Origin of the sequence: Stutzerimonas azotifigens DSM 17556, from assembly GCF_000425625.1 — a bacterium.
GTDB classification, from domain to species: Bacteria; Pseudomonadota; Gammaproteobacteria; order Pseudomonadales; family Pseudomonadaceae; genus Stutzerimonas; species Stutzerimonas azotifigens.
The window spans coordinates 100,862-119,084 of the sequence record NZ_KE384408.1; the positions used below are offsets into that span (position 1 = coordinate 100,862).

General features: G+C 68.7%; 16 protein-coding genes. 4 read left to right on the forward strand and 12 right to left on the reverse strand.

Features of this window, described 5'->3' with window-relative positions:
• Positions 1–180 precede the first annotated feature (180 nt).
• Both H610_RS0111050 and H610_RS0111055 read left to right on the forward strand, forming a co-directional pair.
• Positions 181–1,086, forward strand: a complete 906-nt coding sequence (locus H610_RS0111050; RefSeq protein WP_028239724.1) for a hypothetical protein — start codon at positions 181–183, stop codon at positions 1,084–1,086.
• Between the two features lie 83 nt (positions 1,087–1,169).
• Entirely contained in the window at positions 1,170–3,107 is a 1,938-nt protein-coding gene (locus H610_RS0111055; RefSeq protein ID WP_028239725.1) for an alkaline phosphatase D family protein, read from the forward strand.
• Here the strand turns inward: H610_RS0111055 and pncB are convergent, their stop codons facing one another.
• From pncB to H610_RS0111070, 3 genes are all read right to left on the reverse strand, one after another.
• The gene (gene pncB, locus H610_RS0111060) at positions 3,108–4,304 is read right to left on the reverse strand and encodes a nicotinate phosphoribosyltransferase (RefSeq protein ID WP_028239726.1); all 1,197 of its coding nucleotides are present in this window, start codon (positions 4,302–4,304) and stop codon (positions 3,108–3,110) included.
• Between the two features lie 24 nt (positions 4,305–4,328).
• A complete protein-coding gene (locus H610_RS25800; protein ID WP_169338857.1) occupies positions 4,329–4,505 on the reverse strand; it encodes a hypothetical protein in 177 nt (58 codons plus the stop codon).
• Positions 4,506–4,666: 161 nt separating this feature from the next.
• Positions 4,667–4,837: a con-10 family general stress protein gene (locus H610_RS0111070; protein ID WP_028239727.1), complete on the reverse strand. Its 171-nt coding sequence runs from the start codon at positions 4,835–4,837 to the stop codon at positions 4,667–4,669.
• Between the two features lie 234 nt (positions 4,838–5,071).
• Between H610_RS0111070 and H610_RS0111075 the strand changes: the two genes are divergently transcribed.
• Positions 5,072–5,296 (forward strand): DUF2188 domain-containing protein, encoded by a 225-nt coding sequence (locus H610_RS0111075; protein ID WP_028239728.1) that lies wholly within the window; start codon positions 5,072–5,074, stop codon positions 5,294–5,296.
• A gap of 248 nt (positions 5,297–5,544) precedes the next feature.
• On the opposite strand, the gene pyk is transcribed toward H610_RS0111075, so the two are convergent.
• From pyk to H610_RS0111115, 8 genes are all read right to left on the reverse strand, one after another.
• Positions 5,545–6,960, reverse strand: coding sequence for a pyruvate kinase (pyk, locus tag H610_RS0111080; protein WP_028239729.1), 1,416 nt, complete (start codon positions 6,958–6,960; stop codon positions 5,545–5,547).
• A complete protein-coding gene (locus H610_RS0111085; RefSeq protein WP_028239730.1) occupies positions 6,950–8,230 on the reverse strand; it encodes a glycerate kinase type-2 family protein in 1,281 nt (426 codons plus the stop codon). The genes pyk and H610_RS0111085 overlap by 11 nt, the downstream gene beginning before the upstream one ends.
• Before the next feature lie 408 nt (positions 8,231–8,638).
• Complete coding sequence (locus tag H610_RS0111090) at positions 8,639–9,529, reverse strand: 2-hydroxy-3-oxopropionate reductase (protein ID WP_028239731.1); 891 nt, start codon at positions 9,527–9,529, stop codon at positions 8,639–8,641.
• A 36-nt stretch (positions 9,530–9,565) separates the two neighbouring features.
• Positions 9,566–10,348: a hydroxypyruvate isomerase gene (gene hyi / locus H610_RS0111095; protein WP_028239732.1), complete on the reverse strand. Its 783-nt coding sequence runs from the start codon at positions 10,346–10,348 to the stop codon at positions 9,566–9,568.
• A 147-nt stretch (positions 10,349–10,495) separates the two neighbouring features.
• Positions 10,496–12,277: a glyoxylate carboligase gene (gcl, locus tag H610_RS0111100; protein ID WP_028239733.1), complete on the reverse strand. Its 1,782-nt coding sequence runs from the start codon at positions 12,275–12,277 to the stop codon at positions 10,496–10,498.
• Positions 12,278–12,872: 595 nt separating this feature from the next.
• Positions 12,873–14,585 carry an AMP-binding protein gene (locus tag H610_RS0111110; RefSeq protein ID WP_028239735.1) on the reverse strand — a complete coding sequence of 571 codons (1,713 nt, stop codon included), beginning with the start codon at positions 14,583–14,585 and terminating at the stop codon, positions 12,873–12,875.
• Positions 14,575–14,712, reverse strand: coding sequence for a hypothetical protein (locus tag H610_RS25715; RefSeq protein WP_161630468.1), 138 nt, complete (start codon positions 14,710–14,712; stop codon positions 14,575–14,577). The genes H610_RS0111110 and H610_RS25715 overlap by 11 nt, the downstream gene beginning before the upstream one ends.
• A gap of 324 nt (positions 14,713–15,036) precedes the next feature.
• Entirely contained in the window at positions 15,037–15,660 is a 624-nt protein-coding gene (locus H610_RS0111115; RefSeq protein ID WP_028239736.1) for a TetR/AcrR family transcriptional regulator, read from the reverse strand.
• A gap of 185 nt (positions 15,661–15,845) precedes the next feature.
• Here H610_RS0111115 and H610_RS0111120 point away from each other — a divergent pair, with 185 nt between their 5' ends.
• Positions 15,846–16,295 (forward strand): PA2169 family four-helix-bundle protein, encoded by a 450-nt coding sequence (locus tag H610_RS0111120; protein WP_028239737.1) that lies wholly within the window; start codon positions 15,846–15,848, stop codon positions 16,293–16,295.
• Positions 16,296–16,446: 151 nt separating this feature from the next.
• Here the strand turns inward: H610_RS0111120 and H610_RS0111125 are convergent, their stop codons facing one another.
• Positions 16,447–17,937, reverse strand: a complete 1,491-nt coding sequence (locus H610_RS0111125) for a sensor domain-containing diguanylate cyclase (RefSeq protein ID WP_043238357.1) — start codon at positions 17,935–17,937, stop codon at positions 16,447–16,449.
• Between the last annotated feature and the right edge of the window lie 286 nt (positions 17,938–18,223).

The window sequence follows — 18,223 nt, forward strand, 5'->3', positions numbered from 1 at the left end:
CCGCAAACCCTGGCCTCGCTGCCGCGCGCTCATCGCCAGGGGCGGGTCCGGCGCCGGCAAGATGCACCGCAACGGTCCGTCGGCCCGCTGTGGCGCCTCGGCCAGGTGCAGGAACGGCGGGCCTGTAGCCGGGTCGGAGAGGACCGGTATACTGCCTGCCATTTGGCCCGGGATAACGCTATGCGCAACGACACCGATGACGAACTGGAAAACGTGCCCAGCCTTAGCGCCGGTCGCGATCGAGACGAACCCTATCCGGCTCCCAATCTGGAAACGGTGCAGCCGCAGGTGAGCCGCGCCTATCGCCAGTCGAGCCGCAGCGGCCAGGGCCGGCGCTCGTTCGGCACCGCCCCGCTGTGGGCCATGGTGATCGCCCTGCTGGTGGCCCTCGGCGGGCTGGGCTGGTGGAGCTTCCAGCAGATTTCCCTGCTGGAGATGCAACTGGTGGCCACCCAGGATGCCTTCGCACGCATCAGCGAGGACGCCAACGGGCGTCTGCAGGACATCTCCGGCAAGGTGGTGGCCGCCGAGTCGAACGTGACCACCGAGAGCGAGGCGGTGAAGCTGCGCATCAAGCAGCTCGAAGGTCAGGTGGCCGAACTGACCCGCCAGCAGCGCGCGGTTAGCACCCAGCAGGAAAGCCTGACCGGCCGCCAGGGCAACCACGACAAGCAGATCGAGGGCCAGGATGCGCGCCTGCAGGCGTTCGCCGGCGACCTCGGCGAGCAGCAGGCGGCGCTGGCCAAGCTCGCCGAAGCGGTGAAGACGCTGGGCAGCCAGCAGGCGCAGTTGGAGTCCTCGCTGCAGGCTCAGGCCAAGCTGGGGGCGCGCATCGAGACGCTGGAGGAACGCATCGCCGCGCTGCAGAAGCAGGGCAACCCGAGTCAGGCCATCGCGCGCCTGGAGCAGGACCTGCTGGTGCTGCGCAGCGAGGTGGACAACCGCCCGGCACCGACGCCGGCGCCTGCGTCGGCACCCGGCGTGAACACCGCCGAGTTCGATGCCTTCCGCGCGCAGATGACGCGCAACATTAGCACCCTGCAGAGCCAGATCGCCAACCTCCAGGGACAGCTCAACGCACGTTGAGTCCGGTGGCGGACGGCGACGTCCGCCCAGTCCCTGCCCGCGGCGGGGCGTCCTGCGCCCCGCCGAGCCGATGACCGAGCGCCATGCCCTGCACCCAGCCCGACATCCCTGATGCGCTGCCCGCCGTACTCGCCGGCCCCCTGCTGCGCCGCGTCGAGCCCGGGCGGCTGGTGTTCTGGCTGGCGACCACGGGCGAATTCGAGCTGACCCTGCGGCTGCGGTCGCGGCCGGACGGAGCCGTGCGCGAGCTGCCGTTGGACGGAAGCTGCCGAGCCATCGCGCTGGGTCGGCATTGCTGGCTGCAGCTGGTCGACCTGCGGCTGGACGAGCCGCTGCCCACCGACCGCCTGATCGAATACGACCTGCAGCTCGGCGAGCCCGGCGCGCGTCAGGGGATCGCCGCCTGGGCCCCGCACCTGCTGAATGACGACGGCCGCCTGCCGGCCTTCGCCATCCGCTCGCGGCTCGACCGCGTGCTGCACGGCTCCTGCCGCAAGCCCCACCACCCGACCGCCGACGGCCTGCTGTGCGTCGACCGCCTGCTGGGCGAGCTCGGCGAACGGGTCGAGGAGCGGCCGGCGCTGCTGCTGATGAGTGGCGACCAGGTCTACGCCGACGACGTCGCCGGGCCGATGCTGGTGGCCATCCACGTGCTGATGAGGCGCCTCGGGCTGTTCGGCGAATGCCTGCGCGAAGCGCTGGTGGAGGACAGCGAAGCGCTGCTGCGCCACCCGGCCTGCTATTACCGGCGCGAGGAGCTGCTGCCGGCCAGCGGCACCGGCGGGCTGGTGCGCGAGCGGATCTTCGGCGGCGTGGAAAAGCCGGTGTTCACCACCGCCCACGGGCAGAACCACCTGGTCACCCTGGCCGAGGTGATGGCCATGTACCTGCTGGTCTGGTCGCCGACGCCCTGGGCGCTGGTGGAGATGCCGATGCCGCCGCTGGAGCCGGAGCTGGAGGCCCGCTTCGCCCGCGAGACCGAGTGCCTGACGGCGTTCCGCACGGGCCTGCCACGGGTGGCGCGGGCGCTGGCGCAGATGCCGTCGCTGATGATCTTCGACGACCACGACATCACCGACGACTGGAACCTGTCGGCGCGCTGGGAGCAGACCGCCTACGGCCATCCGTTCTCCCGCCGCATCATCGGCAACGCGCTGGTGGCCTACCTGCTGTGCCAGGGCTGGGGCAACGAGCCCGAGCGGTTCGAGGCGCTGCTCGACGAGGTGCAGGCGCTCACCGCCCGGCCGGACGCCGCCGGCCACCTGGACTGCGCCGCCCAGGACGTCCTGATCGACCGGGTGCTGGCCCATGACGGCTGGGGCTATACGCTGGACACCCAGCCGCCGCTGCTGGTGCTCGACACCCGTACGCGGCGCTGGCGCAGCGAGCGCAATCTCGGTCGGCCGTCCGGCCTGATGGACTGGGAGGCGCTGAGCGAGCTGCAGCAGGCGCTGCTCGACCGCCGGGCGGCGCTGATCGTGTCGCCGGCGCCGATGTTCGGGGTCAAGCTGATCGAAGCGATCCAGCGGGTGTTCACCTGGGCCGGCCACCCCTTGCTGGTGGATGCGGAGAACTGGATGGCGCACCGCGGCGCGGCGCGGGTGATGCTCAACATCTTCCGCCATTCGCGCACGCCCGGGCGCTACGTGGTGCTGTCCGGCGACGTGCACTACTCGTTCGTCTACCAGGTGAGCATCCGCGGCCGGGACGGCGGCCCGCAGATCTGGCAGGTGACCAGCAGCGGGGTGAAGAACGAATTCCCGCAGCGCCTGCTGGACTGGCTGGACAGGCTCAACCGCTGGCTCTACGCGCCCTGGTCGCCGCTCAACTGGCTGACCACCCGGCGTCGCTGGGAGGTTGTGCCGCGCGTGCCGGACCGTCGCCAGCACGGCGAGCGGCTGTGGAACGGCGCGGGCATCGGCCTGCTCGAGCTGGACGAGGAAGGCGCGCCCAGGCGCATCCGCCAGCTCAACGCCGACGGCTCGCCGGCGACCGAGTTCCTCCTGGAGGACGAGGCCTGATCAGACCACGCCGAATACGTGCTTGAGGTAGCTGACGAAGGCCGGGTCGCGGCACATGGTCTTGCCCGGCGAGTCGGAGATCTTCGCCACCGGCTGGCCGTTGCAGGCGGTCATCTTGATCACCATGTTGGTCGGCTCGACGCCCGGCAGGTCGCAGGTCAGGTAGGTGCCGATGCCGAAGCTGGTCTGGATACGGCCTTCCAGCGCCCGGTGGATGCCGAGCGCCTTCTCGAAATCCAGCGCGTCGGAGAATACCAGGCGCCGCGAGGCGGGGTCGATGTTCAGCCGGCGGTAGTGGGCGATGGCCTTTTCCGCCCATTCGACCGGGTCCCCGGAGTCGTGGCGCAGCCCGTCGAAGAGCTTGGCGAAGAACAGGTCGAAGTCGCGCAGGAAGGCATCCATGGTGATGCAGTCGGTCAGCGCCACGCCGAGCGCTCCCCGGTACTCGCGGACCCAGCAGTCCAGCGCGGCGCTCTGGCTGTCGATCAGCCGCGGCCCCAGCTGCTGGTGCGCCATCAGCCACTCGTGGGCCATGGTGCCCATCGGCTTGACCCCGTGGGTACGCGCCAGGTGCACGTTGCTGGTGCCGATGAAGCAGCCGGGAAAGTCGCGCTTCAGCCAGTCCACCACCGCCGCCTGCACGGCCGAGGAGAAGCGCCGGCGGGTGCCGAAGTCGGCGAGCCGGAAAGTCTTCAGTTCCTGCGCCGTGGCCTGCTGGCGCAGCCACCGGCATTTCTCGTCGAAGCGCTCGCGGGCCTGCTCGAGCCGCGCCTGCGGGTAACGGGCGCGGTTGCGCACCTCGCTGATGATCGCCAGCAGCGGCACCTCGAACAGGATCACGTGCAGCCAGGGGCCCTTCAGGCGGATGGCCAGTTCGCCGTCCTCGACCGCCAGGTGCAGGTAGCTCAGGTCGAAGCGGAACAGCCGGAGGAAGCGGATGAAGTCTGGCTGCATGTAGGGAATGCGCTCGAGGAAGGCCTGTTCCTCGGCGCTCAGGCGCAGCCCGGCGAGAGCGTCGAGCTGCTCGCGGATGGCCTCCAGGTGTGTGCTGAGGTCTTCGCCGGTGCGGCTGCGGAACGCCCACTCGACCTCCGCGTTGGGGTAGTGATGCAGCACCGCCTGCATCATCGTCAGCTTGTAGAAATCGGTGTCCAGCAGGCTGGCGACGATGGCGTCGCCGAAGGCGCTGCCGCGCATGGGCGTTCCGTTCATGGGCTGGGCTCAGGCACCGCCGATGCCCTGGATCACCTTGCCGCTGCCACCGCAGGTCGCGCACGGCCGGCCGCCCTCGGCGCGGCCACTGCCGGCGCAGTCGGGGCAGATATTCTCGCCGGTGCCAGGAGTGCCTGCGGGCGCCTGGTCGCCGGGATTCATTTCGTTGCTATCGTTATCGCTCATATGCAACGGCCGGTTATATGAAGAAAGGTTGATCGAATATTAACTATTCAAGCGGAGGGTGCGTGCAAGTTTAACTATGCCGCTTCGCTTAGTTAGCCTGGATGACAGGCAATAAAAAAGGCAGGGAACTACCTATCCCTGCCTTTTCTTTATGCCAGACGTCAGCTCTTGCGGCCGCCGCCATGGCTGTGTTGGCCGCCCTTGCGGCCGGCTTCAGACGCTTTTTCGCGGTCGTTGGCGAAGTTGCCTCCGCTGTTGTGGCCTCCCTTGCGACCCGCTTCGGAGGCCTTCTCGCGATCGTTGGCGAAGTTGCCGGGGTTGTTGTTAGCCATGTCTGTTCTCCTCGTTTGATAGAGAGTCGAGGCCGGCTATATATCGCCAGCCTTCATGATTACAGAGCGCCACGTCTTCATTGGAGTTCAGGCAGTTGGCGAAACGCCTGACGAATGGTTGCCGTATCGGTCAAGAGCAACTTTGGGCATGTTTGCAGTGCACCCTTCGTGCCTGCGAGAACGCCGTCCGGCTGCCGCTCTCTAATGAAAGGGACACACCGTGGAGAGGCAGCCATGCAGAACTATCACATCGTTCACGACGGCAATCGCTGGGTACTCAGGGAGGAGGGCGACAACCGCGCACTGATCGAGGCCGACACCCAGGACGAGATCGTTCGCGAGACCCGCGACTACATGAAGCTGCGGGTCGGCTCGGTGAAGATCCACGGGCGCGACGGCACCATTCAGGACGAGCGGACCTACCCGCGCGACCAGGACCCGCGGGCAAGCAAGGGTTGAGGATCCGCTGGTCGGCGCCGTCGCGCACTGGATCAGTCAGGCCAGGTGGCACAGCTCCCTCACCCCAGCCCTCTCCCGGTGGGAGAGGGGGCTATCCGGCGTTGGATCGCGACATCGTGCGGCCGCATTCGGAGCAAGACCTCGGAGACCCCTGCGGTTTATTGCCGGGCCGCCGGCCGGCGCCGGAGCCTTTCCCTTCTCCCTAGGGACAAGGGGGCCCGCAGGGCCGGATGAGGGACGCGGGTGGGTCAGTCGAGGGTTTCGATGCGCAGGCTGTTGGTGGTGCCGGGTTGCCCGAGCGGTACGCCGGCGGTGATGACCACGGTGTCGCCGGTTCTCGCCATGCGTTGCGCACGGGCCAGTTCCAAGGCGTTGCGGCAGATGGCTTCCATGTCCTGCAGGCGCGGGTTGACCACCGAGTAGACGCCCCAGGCGAGGGTCAGCCTGCGCGCCGTGGCCAGGTCCGGCGTCAGGCTGAGGATCGGCGCGCTCGGCCGCTCGCGGGAGGCGCGCAGGCTGGAGCTGCCGGATTCGGTGTAGTTGACCAGCGCCGCCACCGGCAGGATGCCGCTGACCCGGCGCACCGCGCAGCTGATCGCATCGGCCACCGTGGCTTCGGCCTGCGGGCGGGCGACGTCGAGCTGGGCCTGGTAGTCCGGGCCGCTTTCGACCTGGCGGATTATCTTGCTCATGATACTTACCGCCTCGAACGGGTATTCGCCCGAGGCGGTCTCGGCCGAAAGCATCACCGCGTCGGCACCCTCGGCCACCGCATTGGCCACGTCGGTGACCTCGGCGCGGGTCGGCGACGGCGAGAAGCGCATCGACTCGAGCATCTGCGTGGCCACCACCACCGGCCGGCCGAGCTGGCGGCAGGCGCGCACGATCTGCTTCTGGATGCGCGGCACGTTCTCGGCCGGTACCTCCACGCCGAGGTCGCCGCGCGCCACCATGATGGCGTCGCAGAGGCGCGCGATGGCTTCCAGTTCGCGCACCGCCGAGGGCTTCTCGATCTTCGCCATCAGGCTGGCGCGGTCGCCGATCAGTTCGCGCGCCTCGGCGATGTCCTGCGGGCGCTGGACGAACGACAGCGCCACCCAGTCGACCCCGAGTTCGAGGCCGAAGGACAGGTCGCGGCGATCCTTGTCGGTCAGCGGGCTGAGTTCCAGCACCGCCTCGGGCACGTTGACGCCCTTGCGGTCGGACAGCTCGCCGCCGACCAGCACGCGGGTGTCGATGGCCTCGGCGTGGTTGGCCGCCACTTCCAGGCGCAGCTTGCCGTCGTCGAGCAGCAGGCTCATGCCCGGACGCAGCGCGGCGATGATCTCCGGATGCGGCAGGTTGACCCGGCGGGCATCGCCGGGCGTCGGGTCCAGGTCCAGGCGCAGCGCCTGGTCGCGAACCAGCTGTACCCTGCCTTCGGCGAAGCGGCCGACCCGCAGCTTCGGCCCCTGCAGGTCCATCAGCACGCCGATCGGGCGGCCGAGTTCCGCTTCGACCTGGCGTACCCAGCCGTGGCGCTCGGCATGGTCGGCGTGATCGCCGTGGCTGAAGTTCAGGCGGAACAGGTCGGCCCCGGCGTCCACCAGCCGGCGGATGTCCTCGGGACCGGTGATGGCCGGGCCGAGGGTGGCGAGAATCTTGACTTTCTTGTCATTGGTCATCGGTATGCCTGTCGAGAACGAGAATGGCGCGGAAGTCGTTGACGTTGGTGCGCGTCGGCCCGGTGACGATCAGGTCGTCGAGGGCGGCGAAGAAGCCGTAGCCGTCGTTGTTAGCCAGGCGCTCGGCGGCGTCGATGCCCTGCTCGGCAGCGCGGGCGAGGGAATACGGGGTCATGAGCGCGCCGGCGTTGTCTTCCGAGCCGTCGATGCCGTCGGTGTCGCCGGCCAGCGCGTAGACGCCCGGCAGGCCGTCGAGCGCGGCGGTCAGCCCGAGGAGGAACTCGGCGTTGCGTCCGCCGCGGCCGTTGCCGCGCACGGTGACGGTGGTTTCGCCGCCGGAGAGGATCACGCAGGGCGGCTCCACCGGCTGGCCGTGCAGGGCGATCTGCCGGGCAATGCCGGCGTGCACCTTGGCCACCTCGCGCGCCTCGCCTTCCAGGTCACCGAGGATCAGCGGCGTCAGCCCGGCGGCGCGGACCTTCTCGGCCGCCGCGTCGAGCGACTGCTGCGGGCGGGCGATGAGCTGGAAGTGGCTGCGCGACAGGCAGGGGTCGCCCGGCTTGACGGTTTCCGAGCGCGGGTCGTCGAGCCAGGCGCGGACGTTCTCCGGCACCTCGATGCCGTAGCGGGTGAGGATCTCCAGCGCCTGTGCCGAGGTGGTCGGGTCGGCCACCGTGGGGCCGGAGGCAATCACCGTGGCCTGGTCGCCCGGCACGTCGGAAATGGCGTAGGTGTAGACGGTGGCCGGCCAGCAGGCCTTGGCCAGGCGCCCGCCCTTGATCGCCGAGAGGTGCTTGCGCACGCAGTTCATCTCGCCGATGTGCGCCCCGGACCTGAGCAGCGCCTTGTTGATCGCCTGCTTGTCGGCCAGGCTGATGCCGTCGGCCGGCAGCGCCAGCAGCGAGGAGCCGCCGCCGGAAAGCAGGAAGATCACCCGGTCGCTTTCCTCGAGGTCGCTGACCAGCTCCAGCACGCGCCGGGCGACGCGCTCGCCGGCGTCGTCCGGGACCGGGTGCGCGGCCTCGACCACCTCGATGCGCCCGCAGTCGGCGCCGTGCTCGTAGCGGGTCACCACCAGCCCCGACAGCTCGCCCTCCCAGGCTTCCTCGATGGCCTGCGCCATGGCCGCGGCGGCCTTGCCGGCACCGATGACGATGGCCCGGCCGCTGCGGTCGGCGGGTAACTGATCGGCCAGCACCTGGCGCGGATGAGCCGCCGCGATGGCGGTGTCGAACAGCTCGCGCAGCAGGCTCTTGGGATCGATGGACATGATGGTGAAGCTCCTGAACGGTCTCTGGGATAGGCCGATTGCAGACGGCAACGCTCGGCAATGCAAGCGTTAAGGCACCTGCGCGGCAGAAACTCGCACGCGTTCCGCGCAGACACCGGGTATTGGATCGACCAACCCGGCAGTCGGGCCGTGACTCCTCCTGCCGGGCGGTCGAAAGGGGGTGGGGCGCGGCGCAGCGGCGAAGCCGGCTCTGCGTGGTTCCGCGCCCCGTCCTCTCCATGAAGGAAAGGGGAACTCGTGGCTGGCGGGCCGCCGCCCTTCCCGCGTCTGTCTGCCGGAAGTTGCGGGAAGGGCGCGCCCATCGAGCCGCGGGTGACGGGTACTGCCGGTTCGGCCGACGGTAGAAGTCGAAGCCGGCAGGGCCCGCCGCCCGCATCTTGTCGCGGCCTACTCGCCGCGGATATTGAAGTTGGCCATGTGCTCCAGGCCCTTGATCAGCGCCGAGTGGTCCCAGCCGCTGCCGCCCAGCGCGGCGCAGGTGCTGAACACCTGCTGGGCGCTGGCGGTGTTGGGCAGGTTCAGGCCCAGTTCGCGGGCGCCGGAGAGCGCCAGGTTGAGGTCCTTCTGGTGCAGGGCGATGCGGAAGCCCGGGTCGAAGGTGCCCTTGATCATGCGCTCGCCGTGCACCTCGAGAATCTTCGAACCGGCGAACCCGCCCATCAGCGCCTCGCGCACGCGGGCCGGGTCGGCGCCGTTCTTCGCGGCGAACAGCAGCGCCTCGGCCACCGCCTGGATGTTCAGCGCGACGATGATCTGGTTGGCCACCTTGGCGGTCTGGCCGGCGCCGCTGTCGCCGACCAGGGTGATGTTCTTGCCCATCGCCTGGAACAGCGGCAGGGCGCGGGCGAAGGTCGCTTCGTCGCCGCCGACCATGATCGACAGGGTCGCGGCCTTGGCGCCGACCTCGCCGCCGGACACCGGGGCGTCCAGGTACTGCGCGCCGCTGGCCTTGATCCTCTCGGCGAACTGCTTGGTCGCAGTCGGCGAGATGGAGCTCATGTCGATCACCACCTTGCCGCTGCCGACGCCGGCGGCGATGCCGTCCTCGCGGAACAGCACGTCCTCGACCTGCGGCGTGTCGGGGACCATGACGATGATGAATTCGGCTTCCTGCGCCACTTCGCGCGGGTTGTCCAGGGCGACCGCGCCCTTGTCCAGCAGCTCGGCCGGCGCCGCGTCGTGGTGCGTGGACAGGAACAGGCCGTGGCCGGCGGCGATCAGGTTGAGGGCCATGGGCTTGCCCATGATGCCGGTGCCGATGAATCCGATTTTTGCCATGGGAATTCTCCTTTCGATCCGGTGCGTGGGGTCAGTTCAGACGGCGTTGTGGGCTTTCATCCAGCCGAGCCCGGCGGCGGTGGTGGTCGCCGGCTTGTACTCGCAGCCGACCCAGCCCTGGTAGCCGATACGGTCGAGGTGCTGGAACAGGAAACGGTAGTTGATCTCGCCGGTGCCGGGCTCGTTGCGGCCGGGGTTGTCGGCCAGCTGCACGTGGTTGATCAGCGGCAGGTGGCTCTCCATGGTCCGCGCCAGGTCACCTTCCATGATCTGCATGTGGTAGATGTCGTACTGCAGGAACAGGTTGGCGCTGCCCACCTTGTCACGGATCTCCAGCGCCTGGCCGGTGGTGTTGAGGAAGAAGCGCGGGATGTCGCGGGTGTTGATCATCTCCATGACCAGCCGGATGCCGGCGGCCTCGAGCCGGTCGGCGGCGTAGCGCAGGTTCTCGATGAAGGTCATTTCCAGCGCACCCAGGTCGGCGCCCTTGGGTGCGATCCCGGCCAGGCAGTTGACCTGGGTGTTGCCGAGCACCCTGGCGTAGGCGATGGCCTTGTCCACGCCGGCGCGGAATTCCTCGGTGCGCTGCGGATCGCAGGCGATGCCGCGGTCGCCGTTGGCCCAGTCGCCGGCCGGCAGGTTGAACAGCACCTGGGTCAGCCCGTTGGCGTCCAGCCGCGCCTTGAGTTCCTCGGCCGGGTAATCGTAGGGGAACAGGTACTCGACGCCGCTGAAGCCGGCCTCGGCGGCGGCGGCGAAGCGGTCGAGGAAGTCCAGCTCGGTGAACAGCATCGACAGGTTGGCGGCAAAGCGGGGCATGGGTGTTTCTCCTGATCTGTACGGATCGTTGTGTTGTGTTGTTGTGTTGCGGTGGATGTGCTTCGCGACATCCACCCAACGGTTGCTCGGCGGTTGTTCCGGCGTAGGGTGGATAACGCCGCTTGCGGCTTATCCACCTGAACATGGTCAGTCCAGCAGCCCGACCGCGGTCGGCGCGTCCTCGCGGCCCTGCGCCAGCGGCTCGAACTCGTTGATGGCGTCGATCTCGGTGCCCATGGCGATGTTGGTCACCCGCTCGAGGATCACCTCGATCACCACCGGCACCTGGTGCACGGCCATCCAGGCCCGCGCCTGCTCGATCGCCGGGCGCAGGTCTTCCTGGCGGAAGACCCGCAGCGCCTTGCAGCCAAGGCCCTCGACCACGGCGACGTGATCGACGCCGTAGCCCTCCATGCCCTGCTGGTGGGCGTTGATGTTCTCGAAGCCGAGCTGCACGCAGTAGTCCATGTCGAAGTTGCGCTGCGCCTGGCGGATCAGGCCGAGGTAGGCGTTGTTCACCAGGATGTGGATGTAGGGCAGCTTGAACTGCGCGCCCACCGCCAGCTCCTCGATCATGAACTGGAAGTCGTAGTCGCCCGACAGCGCCACCACCTTGCGCGCGGGGTCCGCCGCGACCACCCCGAGCGCGGCCGGCACGGTCCAGCCGAGCGGGCCGGCCTGGCCGCAGTTGATCCAGTGGCGCGGCTTGTAGACGTGCAGGAACTGTGCGGCGGCGATCTGCGACAGGCCGATGGTGCTGACGTAGCAGGTGTCCTTGCCGAAGGCGTTGTTCATGCACTGGTAGACGCGCTGCGGCTTCATCGGCACCTCGTCGAAGTGCGTCTTGCGCAGCAGGGTGCGCTTGCGCTCCTGGCAATCGGCGGCCCAGGCGCGGCGGTCCGGCAGGCGGCCGGCAGCCTTGCGCTCGCGGGCCACCTCGACGAACAGCTCCAGCGCGGCGCGGGCGTCGGAGACGATGCCGTAGTCCGGCGCGAAGACGCGGCCGATCTGGGTCGGCTCGATGTCCACGTGCACGAAGGTGCGGCCCTTGGTGTAGACCTCGACCGAGCCGGTGTGGCGGTTGGCCCAGCGGTTGCCGATGCCGAGCACGAAGTCCGAGGCCAGCATCGTCGCGTTGCCGTAGCGATGGCTGGTCTGCAGGCCGCACATGCCGGCCATCAGCGGGTGGTCGTCGGGAATGCTGCCCCAACCCATCAGGGTCGGGATCACCGGCACGCCGAGTGTTTCGGCGAAGGCCACCAGCAGTTGCTCGGCGGCAGCGTTGATGATCCCGCCGCCGGCGACGATCAGCGGCCGCTCGGCGGCGCACAGCATGTCGATGGCCTTCTCGATCTGAGCGCGGGTGGCGGCCGGCTTGTACACCGGCAACGGCTCGTAGGTCTCGACGTCGAATTCGATCTCGGCCATCTGCACGTCGAACGGCAGGTCGATCAGCACCGGGCCGGGGCGGCCGGAACGCATCAGGTGGAAGGCCTGCTGGAACACGCGCGGCACCAGCGCCGGCTCGCGCACGGTGACGGCCCACTTGGTCACCGGCTTGGCGATGGACTCGATGTCGACCGCCTGGAAGTCTTCCTTGTGCAGACGCGCGCGCGGTGCCTGGCCGGTGATGCAGAGGATCGGGATGGAATCGGCCCAGGCCGAGTACAGGCCGGTGATCATGTCGGTACCGGCCGGGCCCGAGGTGCCGATGCACACGCCGATGTTGCCCGGCGCGGCGCGGGTGTAGCCCTCGGCCATGTGCGAGGCGCCCTCGACGTGGCGGGCGAGGATATGGCGAATGCCGCCGTCGGCGCGCAGGGCCGAATACAGCGGGTTGATCGCCGCACCCGGAATGCCGAAGGCGGTGTCGATGCCTTCCTTGCGCATTACCGCTACGGCGGCATCGATTGCTCTCATGCGGGCCATGGGAATCCTCCTAGATTTTTTATTCGATAGTTTTTCTAGCTGGGCCAAGCATGACAGTCCGCCCGGTCGGGCGGAATCGGCGAAATTTGATTTCTCTCGATACTCTGGGTATCGAATGCGAGAGGGCGGGCGTTCGCCGGGCGGACCCTCATCCGGCCCTGCGGGCCACCTTCTCCCGGGGGAGAAGGGAAGGCGTGGCGCAGTCTGCAACTACGTCGAACACCTGTAGGAGCAGGCTCTGCCTGCGACCCAGGCGCTGCCGGGCATCCAGCAATGACTTCAGCGGCTCCTGGGCCCGGCCTGCGCCGGGGCGACGGCGACTTCGTCCGTGGTCTCGACCGCGAAGGCGCCTGCACGGCACTTCGACCAACGCCAATCCAACCCCCTCTCCCTCCGGGAGAGGGCTGGGGTGAGGGCGGGTGTGCACGAGCCCCAGACTACGGCCCTGCGGTCCATCATCTCGCGGACGAAGAAGGAAGAAGCACGGGCGACCGACGGCATAGCGGCTCGAGCGCCATCACCTCGGCGCAGGCCGGTACCCAGGTGGCGGGCAGGGCGGTTGGCATGGTCAACTGGGCGCCGGCCTGCACCCGTATCAGGCCGCGCCTGCCTTGTCGGCGGGGAAGTCTTCCTCGAAGTGCTCTCGTTCACCGCGCTCACCGCTGTCGCGCCGGCGCAGTTCATCCTTGCGCAGCTCGACCCGGCGGATCTTGCCGGACAGGGTCTTCGGCAGTTCGTCGACGAATTCCAGCCGGCGCACGCGCTTGTAGGGCGCCAGGTGCCCGCGGGCGAAGGCGAAGATGTCCTCGGCCAGCGCGGCGTCCGGCTGCCGGCCCTGGGCGAGGATGACGAACGCCTTGGGCACGCACAGGCGCACCGGGTCGGGGCTCGGGACGATGGCCACCTCCACCACGGCGGGGTGCTCGATGAGCACGCTCTCCAGCTCGAACGGGCTGATGCGGTAGTCCGAGGACTTGAACACGTCGTCTGCGCGCCCGACGAAGGTGATGTAGCCGTCGGCGTCGCGCACTGCGGTGTCGCCGGTGCGGTAATGGCCGTCGCGCATGACCTCGGCGGTCTTTTCCGGGCTGTCCTCGTAGCAGGCCATCAGCCCCAGCGGGCGCGGCTCGATGCGCAGCGCCACCTCGCCTTCGTCGGCCGGGTGGCCGTCCGGGTCGAGCAGCACCACCTGGTAGCCCGGCAGCGGCCGGCCCATCGAGCCGGGCTTGACCGGCTGGCCGGGCGTGTTGCCGACCTGCGCGGTGGTTTCGGTCTGGCCGTAGCCGTCGCGCAGGGTCAGGCCCCAGGCCTGCTGGATGCGCTCGATGATCTCCGGGTTGAGCGGCTCGCCGGCACCGATCACCTCGCGCAGGCGCAGCCGGTTGCGGTAGGCGGCCAGGTCTTCCTGGACGAGCATGCGCCAGACCGTCGGCGGCGCGCAGAGGCTGGTCACGCCGTGCTGCTCCAGCGTGTCCAGCAGGGCCTGGCAGGAGAAGCGCGCGACGTTCTGGATGAAGATGCAGGCACCGGCGTTCCAGGGCGAGAAGAAGCAGCTCCAGGCGTGCTTGGCCCAGCCCGGCGAAGAGATGTTCAGGTGCAGGTCGCCCGGCTGCAGGCCGAGCCAGTACATGGTCGACAGGCTGCCGACCGGGTAGCTCTGGTGGCTGTGCAGCACCAGCTTGGGCTTGGAGGTGGTGCCGGAGGTGAAATAGAGCAGCAGCGGGTCGGTGGCCAGCGTCTCGCCGTCCGGGATGAACGCCTCGGACTCACGGTCGGCATCGGCGTAGTTCGTCCAGCCGGCGACCGGCTCGCCGATGCAGATGCGCGTGTAGTCGCCATCCAGCCCGTCGAACTTGGCGCACTGGGCGCAGCCCACCAGCACATGGCGGACGCGCCCTCGTTCGAGCCGGTCGCGCAGGTCGTCGGGCGTCAGCAGGGCGGTGGCGGGAATCACCACGGCGCCGAGCTTGAAGGCCGCGAGCATGGTCTCCCAGAGCGCCACCTCGTTGCCGAGCATCAACAGGATGCGCTCGCCGTGCCGCACGCCGAGCCGGCGCAGGTGATTGGCCACGCGGTTGGAGCGGCGCGACAGCTCGGCGAAGCTGTACAGCTCGTGGCGCCCGTCCTCGCCGAGGATGCGCAGCGCCGGGGCGGGGTTGTCGCGCGCCATCTCGTCGAAGTAGTCCAGCGCCCAGTTGAAGCGGGACAGCTCGGGCCAGCGGAAGCCGGCCACGGCGGCTTCGTAGTCCCGGTGGTGGGCCAGCAGGAAATCACGGGCAGCGAGAAACGGACGGGCGTTATCGTTCATCTTCGGCGTCTCCGGAGAAGGGGCGGGAACGGGTGGTGCGCCGGCTGCGACCGGCCTGGGCGGGGGATACGGATGGCGGCGGGCGTGGCACGCCGATGGGCGTGCCGTCGTGGGTGGCAAGGGTCATGGCGGTCTTCTTGTTGTTGTCGGTTTTCGCACGCCTCCGGAGCGGGGTCGCGCGTGCCTGAAACGAGTATAGATAGGCAATCCGGACGGCAAGGCGGACAAAAGCGCCCAGGCGGTGTGCAGAAATGCCGGGGTGCGGGGTGGGTGTCTCGTCATGCCGGCGTGGGCGGGGGTGTGGCTGCGACTGGCGCCGAGGTTTGCCCCGACCTCGTCGTACCGGCGCAGGCCGGTACCCAGGGGTGGGCAGGACGGTTAGAGGCGGGCAGCTGGGCCCCGGCCTTCGCCGGGGCGACGGGGGATCGCTCGAGGCGGTGAAGCGTCGCGATCAGGCGGCGCTGCTGCCTTCGCGCACGTCGCAGCCCTTGAGCACCAGGCGGATGATGGTCTCGGCCGCGGCCTCGTAGTCCGAGTCGTCCAGCGAGGCCTTGCCGGTCACGGTGGAGATCTGCCAGTCGAAGTCGGCGTAGGTCTGGGTCGCCGCCCAGATGCTGAACATCAGGTGGTGCGGATCCACCGCCGCCATCAGGCCCTGGTCGATCCAGCCCTGGATCCGCGCGATGTTGTGGCTGGCCTGGCCGTTGAGCTGGGCGACGCGCTCCGGCGACAGGTGCGGCGCGCCGTGCATGATCTCGTTCGCGAATACCTTGGAGGCACAGGCGTGGTCGCGGGAGATGCGGATCTTCGCGCGGATGTAGGCGCGCAGTACCTCGGCCGGCTCGCCCGGCTGATTGAAGGGTTCTGCCGCCTCGAGCAGGGGTTCGACGATGCTTTCGAGCACCTCGCGGTAGAGGTTCTCTTTCGACTTGAAGTAGTAGTAGACGTTGGGCTTGGGCAGGCCGGCGCGGTCGGCGATGTCGCTGGTCTTGGTCGCGGCGAATCCCTTTTCGGCGAACTCCTGGCTGGCGGCTCGCAGGATCAGCTCTTGGTTGCGCTCTCGAATACTCGACATGGGGCCTTTTCGGTTCGCTGCCACCGGTCCGGTGGTCGACGCGGCATGCTAGCACCGGCCTTCCGCGAGGCTCAAGGCAACCAACGGTGCTCGTCGGATGGCCTGAACCCGGCGGGTCAGGGCCTGTCGGTTGAGGCAGGTGGCCGGAAAACGGCCTTCTGTTCCACGACAGAGGAGAGAGCATCATGGACAGCAAAGACACCATCGAAGTCCTGAACGACCTGATCGAAACCTGCTACGACGGCGAGAAGGGTTTTCGCGACTGCGCCGAGGACATCAAGGACGTCAGCGTCAAGAGCACCCTGACCCAGCGCGCCGGGGAGTGCGCCACCGCGGCGGCCGAGCTGCAGGATCTAGTCCGCTCGCTCGGCGGCAAGCCGGAGGACAGCCCCAGTGCCACCGGCGCCCTGCATCGCCGCTGGGTGGACCTCAAGAGCGCCATCACCGGCAAGAGCGACGAAGCCATCCTGAACGAGTGCGAACGGGGCGAGGACGTCGCCAAGAAACGCTACAAGGAGGCCCTGGAAAAGGACCTGCCGGCCAACGTGCGGGCGGTGGTCGAGCGCCAGTACCAGGGCGTGCTGCGCAACCATGACCAGGTCAAGGCGCTGCGCGACCGGGCGCGGGCCAGCTGAGCCCGACGTAACCCTTGGAGAACGCCGGCAGCTGCCGGCGTTCTTGCATTCAGGCCAGCGGAAGCGGTCGGACTGCTGTGGAGCAAGCGCTGCTGGCGACCGTTGCAGGCAGCCCTGGCCAGTGCCCGGGGGGCGCAGGCAGAGCCTGCTCCTACAGGGGGGCCGAAGTTATGGCCGGAGGGTGGGGGGCCGGGGCGTTGACCTGCACCCGGTTGCGCCCTTGGCGCTTGGCCCCGTACAGCGCCTGGTCGGCGCGCTTTAGCAACTGCGCGAGCGACTCCCCGCGCACGAGGCAGGCCACGCCGATGCTGGTGGTCGCCGGCAGCAGCGCGTCGCCGCAGGCGAAGGGGTCGTCCTCGGTGGCCGCGCGCAGCTTTTCGGCGATGCCGAGGGCGGTGGCCTGAGGGGTGTCCTTGAGCAGCACGACGAACTCCTCGCCGCCCCAGCGGGCGACCACGTCGGAGCGGCGCACTGTTGCCGTCAGGCGGGCGGCGAATCCGCGCAGCAACTCGTCGCCGGCGGCGTGGCCGTAGGTGTCGTTGACCTTCTTGAAGTGGTCGATGTCCAGCACCAGCGCGCAGAGGCCGGCGCGTTTGCGGCGGCTTTCCTTCATCGCCTGCTCGGCGACCAGGCCGAAGCCGCGGCGGTTGAGCAGCCCGGTGAGGCTGTCGCGCGTGGCCAGCGCCTCGATGCGCTGCAGGTAGCGGCGGATGATCAGCCCGACCAGCGTCAGCACCACGGCGGTGACACCGAGGCAGATGAGCAGGTTCAGCCAGAGCGTGCGCCGGATCGGGGCGAGGATGCCGCTCTCCTGCTTGTCGATGAGCAGGTGCCAGTCCAGCTCGGGTATGTAGCGCACGTTGATGAAATGCGAGCTGTCGCCGTTGTGGTACTGGTAGGAGCCGTCGGTCAGCTGCGGCGCCTGCTCGAGCAGTTCTTGCAACGCCGGAATCTCCCGCAGCGGGGCGCCGCGCGGCGCCCCGCCGGGGCCGCCGTCGCTGCCGGTCACCACCAGGCGCTGTTCGGCATCGACGAAATAGATGTTGCGGTCGTAGCGCTGCTGGTAGCTGTCGATCATGGGCAGCAGGCGGTCGAGCGTGAGGCCGACGCCGGCCGCGCCGAGAAAGCGGCCGTCCTCGTCGACCACGCGATTGTTGATGAACATGGTCTTCTGGGCGACGTCGACCACCACTTCCCAGGGCTCGCCGCTGGCCTTGAACTCGTAGAACCACTGCGTCCGCGGCTCGTTGGGGTCGAGCCGGTGGAGCACGCCCTTTTCGCTGTAGTAGGTGCCCGAGCGGTCCGAGACGAAGAAGGCGGTGGAGGTGTCGTAGCGCCGCTTGATGTCTTCGAGGTAGCGGGTGATCAGCCCGGGATTGCGCTCGCCCTGTCCGGCCCATTCGAGCATGAAGGCATCGCTGGCCATGGCCGAGGCGATCTGCACCGGGACCACCAGGTCGCGCTGGATCTCCAGGTAGATGCTGTTGGCGGTCAGCGGCAGCTCGTTGCGCATGATGTTGTCGCGCAGCGCCGAACGGGAGGTGTGATAGCTCGCCAGCGTGGTGGCCAGGAAGCCCAGCCCGATGAGCAGACCCAGCAGGAGCAGAATGCTCGATTGCTTCATGGACAGCAGGCGTTGCATCGATGGTCCTCGTCGGGGCGGCCGTCTATCTATTCGCAATCGGGGGAGGCTGTCAAAGAAGCCGAGCGGTGGGCCGCCGAACGGTGCCCCTGTGGGGAGCAACCGCCTCGTTGGCCGCTTTTGGAGTACTGCAAGACGTGGGGTGGAAAACCGCGCAGCGTTTTCCACCCTGCTGCGGTGCCGGTCGGCCCGGCACGGGCCCGCATAAGCCGAACCCGACGCGTGGATGAGGCTGCGCATCCACCCTGCGTCGTCGAACAAAAAAGGGGATGGCTGCGGCCACCCC

What these genes read in the sequence shown, in the direction of transcription:
- H610_RS25715 (WP_161630468.1), bottom strand. Translation starts at nt 14,712, where the DNA reads ATGACCCTTGCCACCCACGACGGCACGCCCATCGGCGTGCCACGCCCG.
- H610_RS0111085 (WP_028239730.1), bottom strand. Translation starts at nt 8,230, where the DNA reads ATGTCCATCGATCCCAAGAGCCTGCTGCGCGAGCTGTTCGACACCGCC.
- gcl (WP_028239733.1), bottom strand. Translation starts at nt 12,277, where the DNA reads ATGGCCCGCATGAGAGCAATCGATGCCGCCGTAGCGGTAATGCGCAAG.
- H610_RS0111055 (WP_028239725.1), top strand. Translation starts at nt 1,170, where the DNA reads ATGCCCTGCACCCAGCCCGACATCCCTGATGCGCTGCCCGCCGTACTC.
- hyi (WP_028239732.1), bottom strand. Translation starts at nt 10,348, where the DNA reads ATGCCCCGCTTTGCCGCCAACCTGTCGATGCTGTTCACCGAGCTGGAC.
- H610_RS0111115 (WP_028239736.1), bottom strand. Translation starts at nt 15,660, where the DNA reads ATGTCGAGTATTCGAGAGCGCAACCAAGAGCTGATCCTGCGAGCCGCC.
- H610_RS0111050 (WP_028239724.1), top strand. Translation starts at nt 181, where the DNA reads ATGCGCAACGACACCGATGACGAACTGGAAAACGTGCCCAGCCTTAGC.
- H610_RS0111075 (WP_028239728.1), top strand. Translation starts at nt 5,072, where the DNA reads ATGCAGAACTATCACATCGTTCACGACGGCAATCGCTGGGTACTCAGG.
- H610_RS0111090 (WP_028239731.1), bottom strand. Translation starts at nt 9,529, where the DNA reads ATGGCAAAAATCGGATTCATCGGCACCGGCATCATGGGCAAGCCCATG.
- H610_RS0111110 (WP_028239735.1), bottom strand. Translation starts at nt 14,585, where the DNA reads ATGAACGATAACGCCCGTCCGTTTCTCGCTGCCCGTGATTTCCTGCTG.
- pyk (WP_028239729.1), bottom strand. Translation starts at nt 6,960, where the DNA reads ATGACCAATGACAAGAAAGTCAAGATTCTCGCCACCCTCGGCCCGGCC.
- H610_RS0111125 (WP_043238357.1), bottom strand. Translation starts at nt 17,937, where the DNA reads ATGCAACGCCTGCTGTCCATGAAGCAATCGAGCATTCTGCTCCTGCTG.
- H610_RS25800 (WP_169338857.1), bottom strand. Translation starts at nt 4,505, where the DNA reads ATGAGCGATAACGATAGCAACGAAATGAATCCCGGCGACCAGGCGCCC.
- pncB (WP_028239726.1), bottom strand. Translation starts at nt 4,304, where the DNA reads ATGCGCGGCAGCGCCTTCGGCGACGCCATCGTCGCCAGCCTGCTGGAC.
- H610_RS0111120 (WP_028239737.1), top strand. Translation starts at nt 15,846, where the DNA reads ATGGACAGCAAAGACACCATCGAAGTCCTGAACGACCTGATCGAAACC.
- H610_RS0111070 (WP_028239727.1), bottom strand. Translation starts at nt 4,837, where the DNA reads ATGGCTAACAACAACCCCGGCAACTTCGCCAACGATCGCGAGAAGGCC.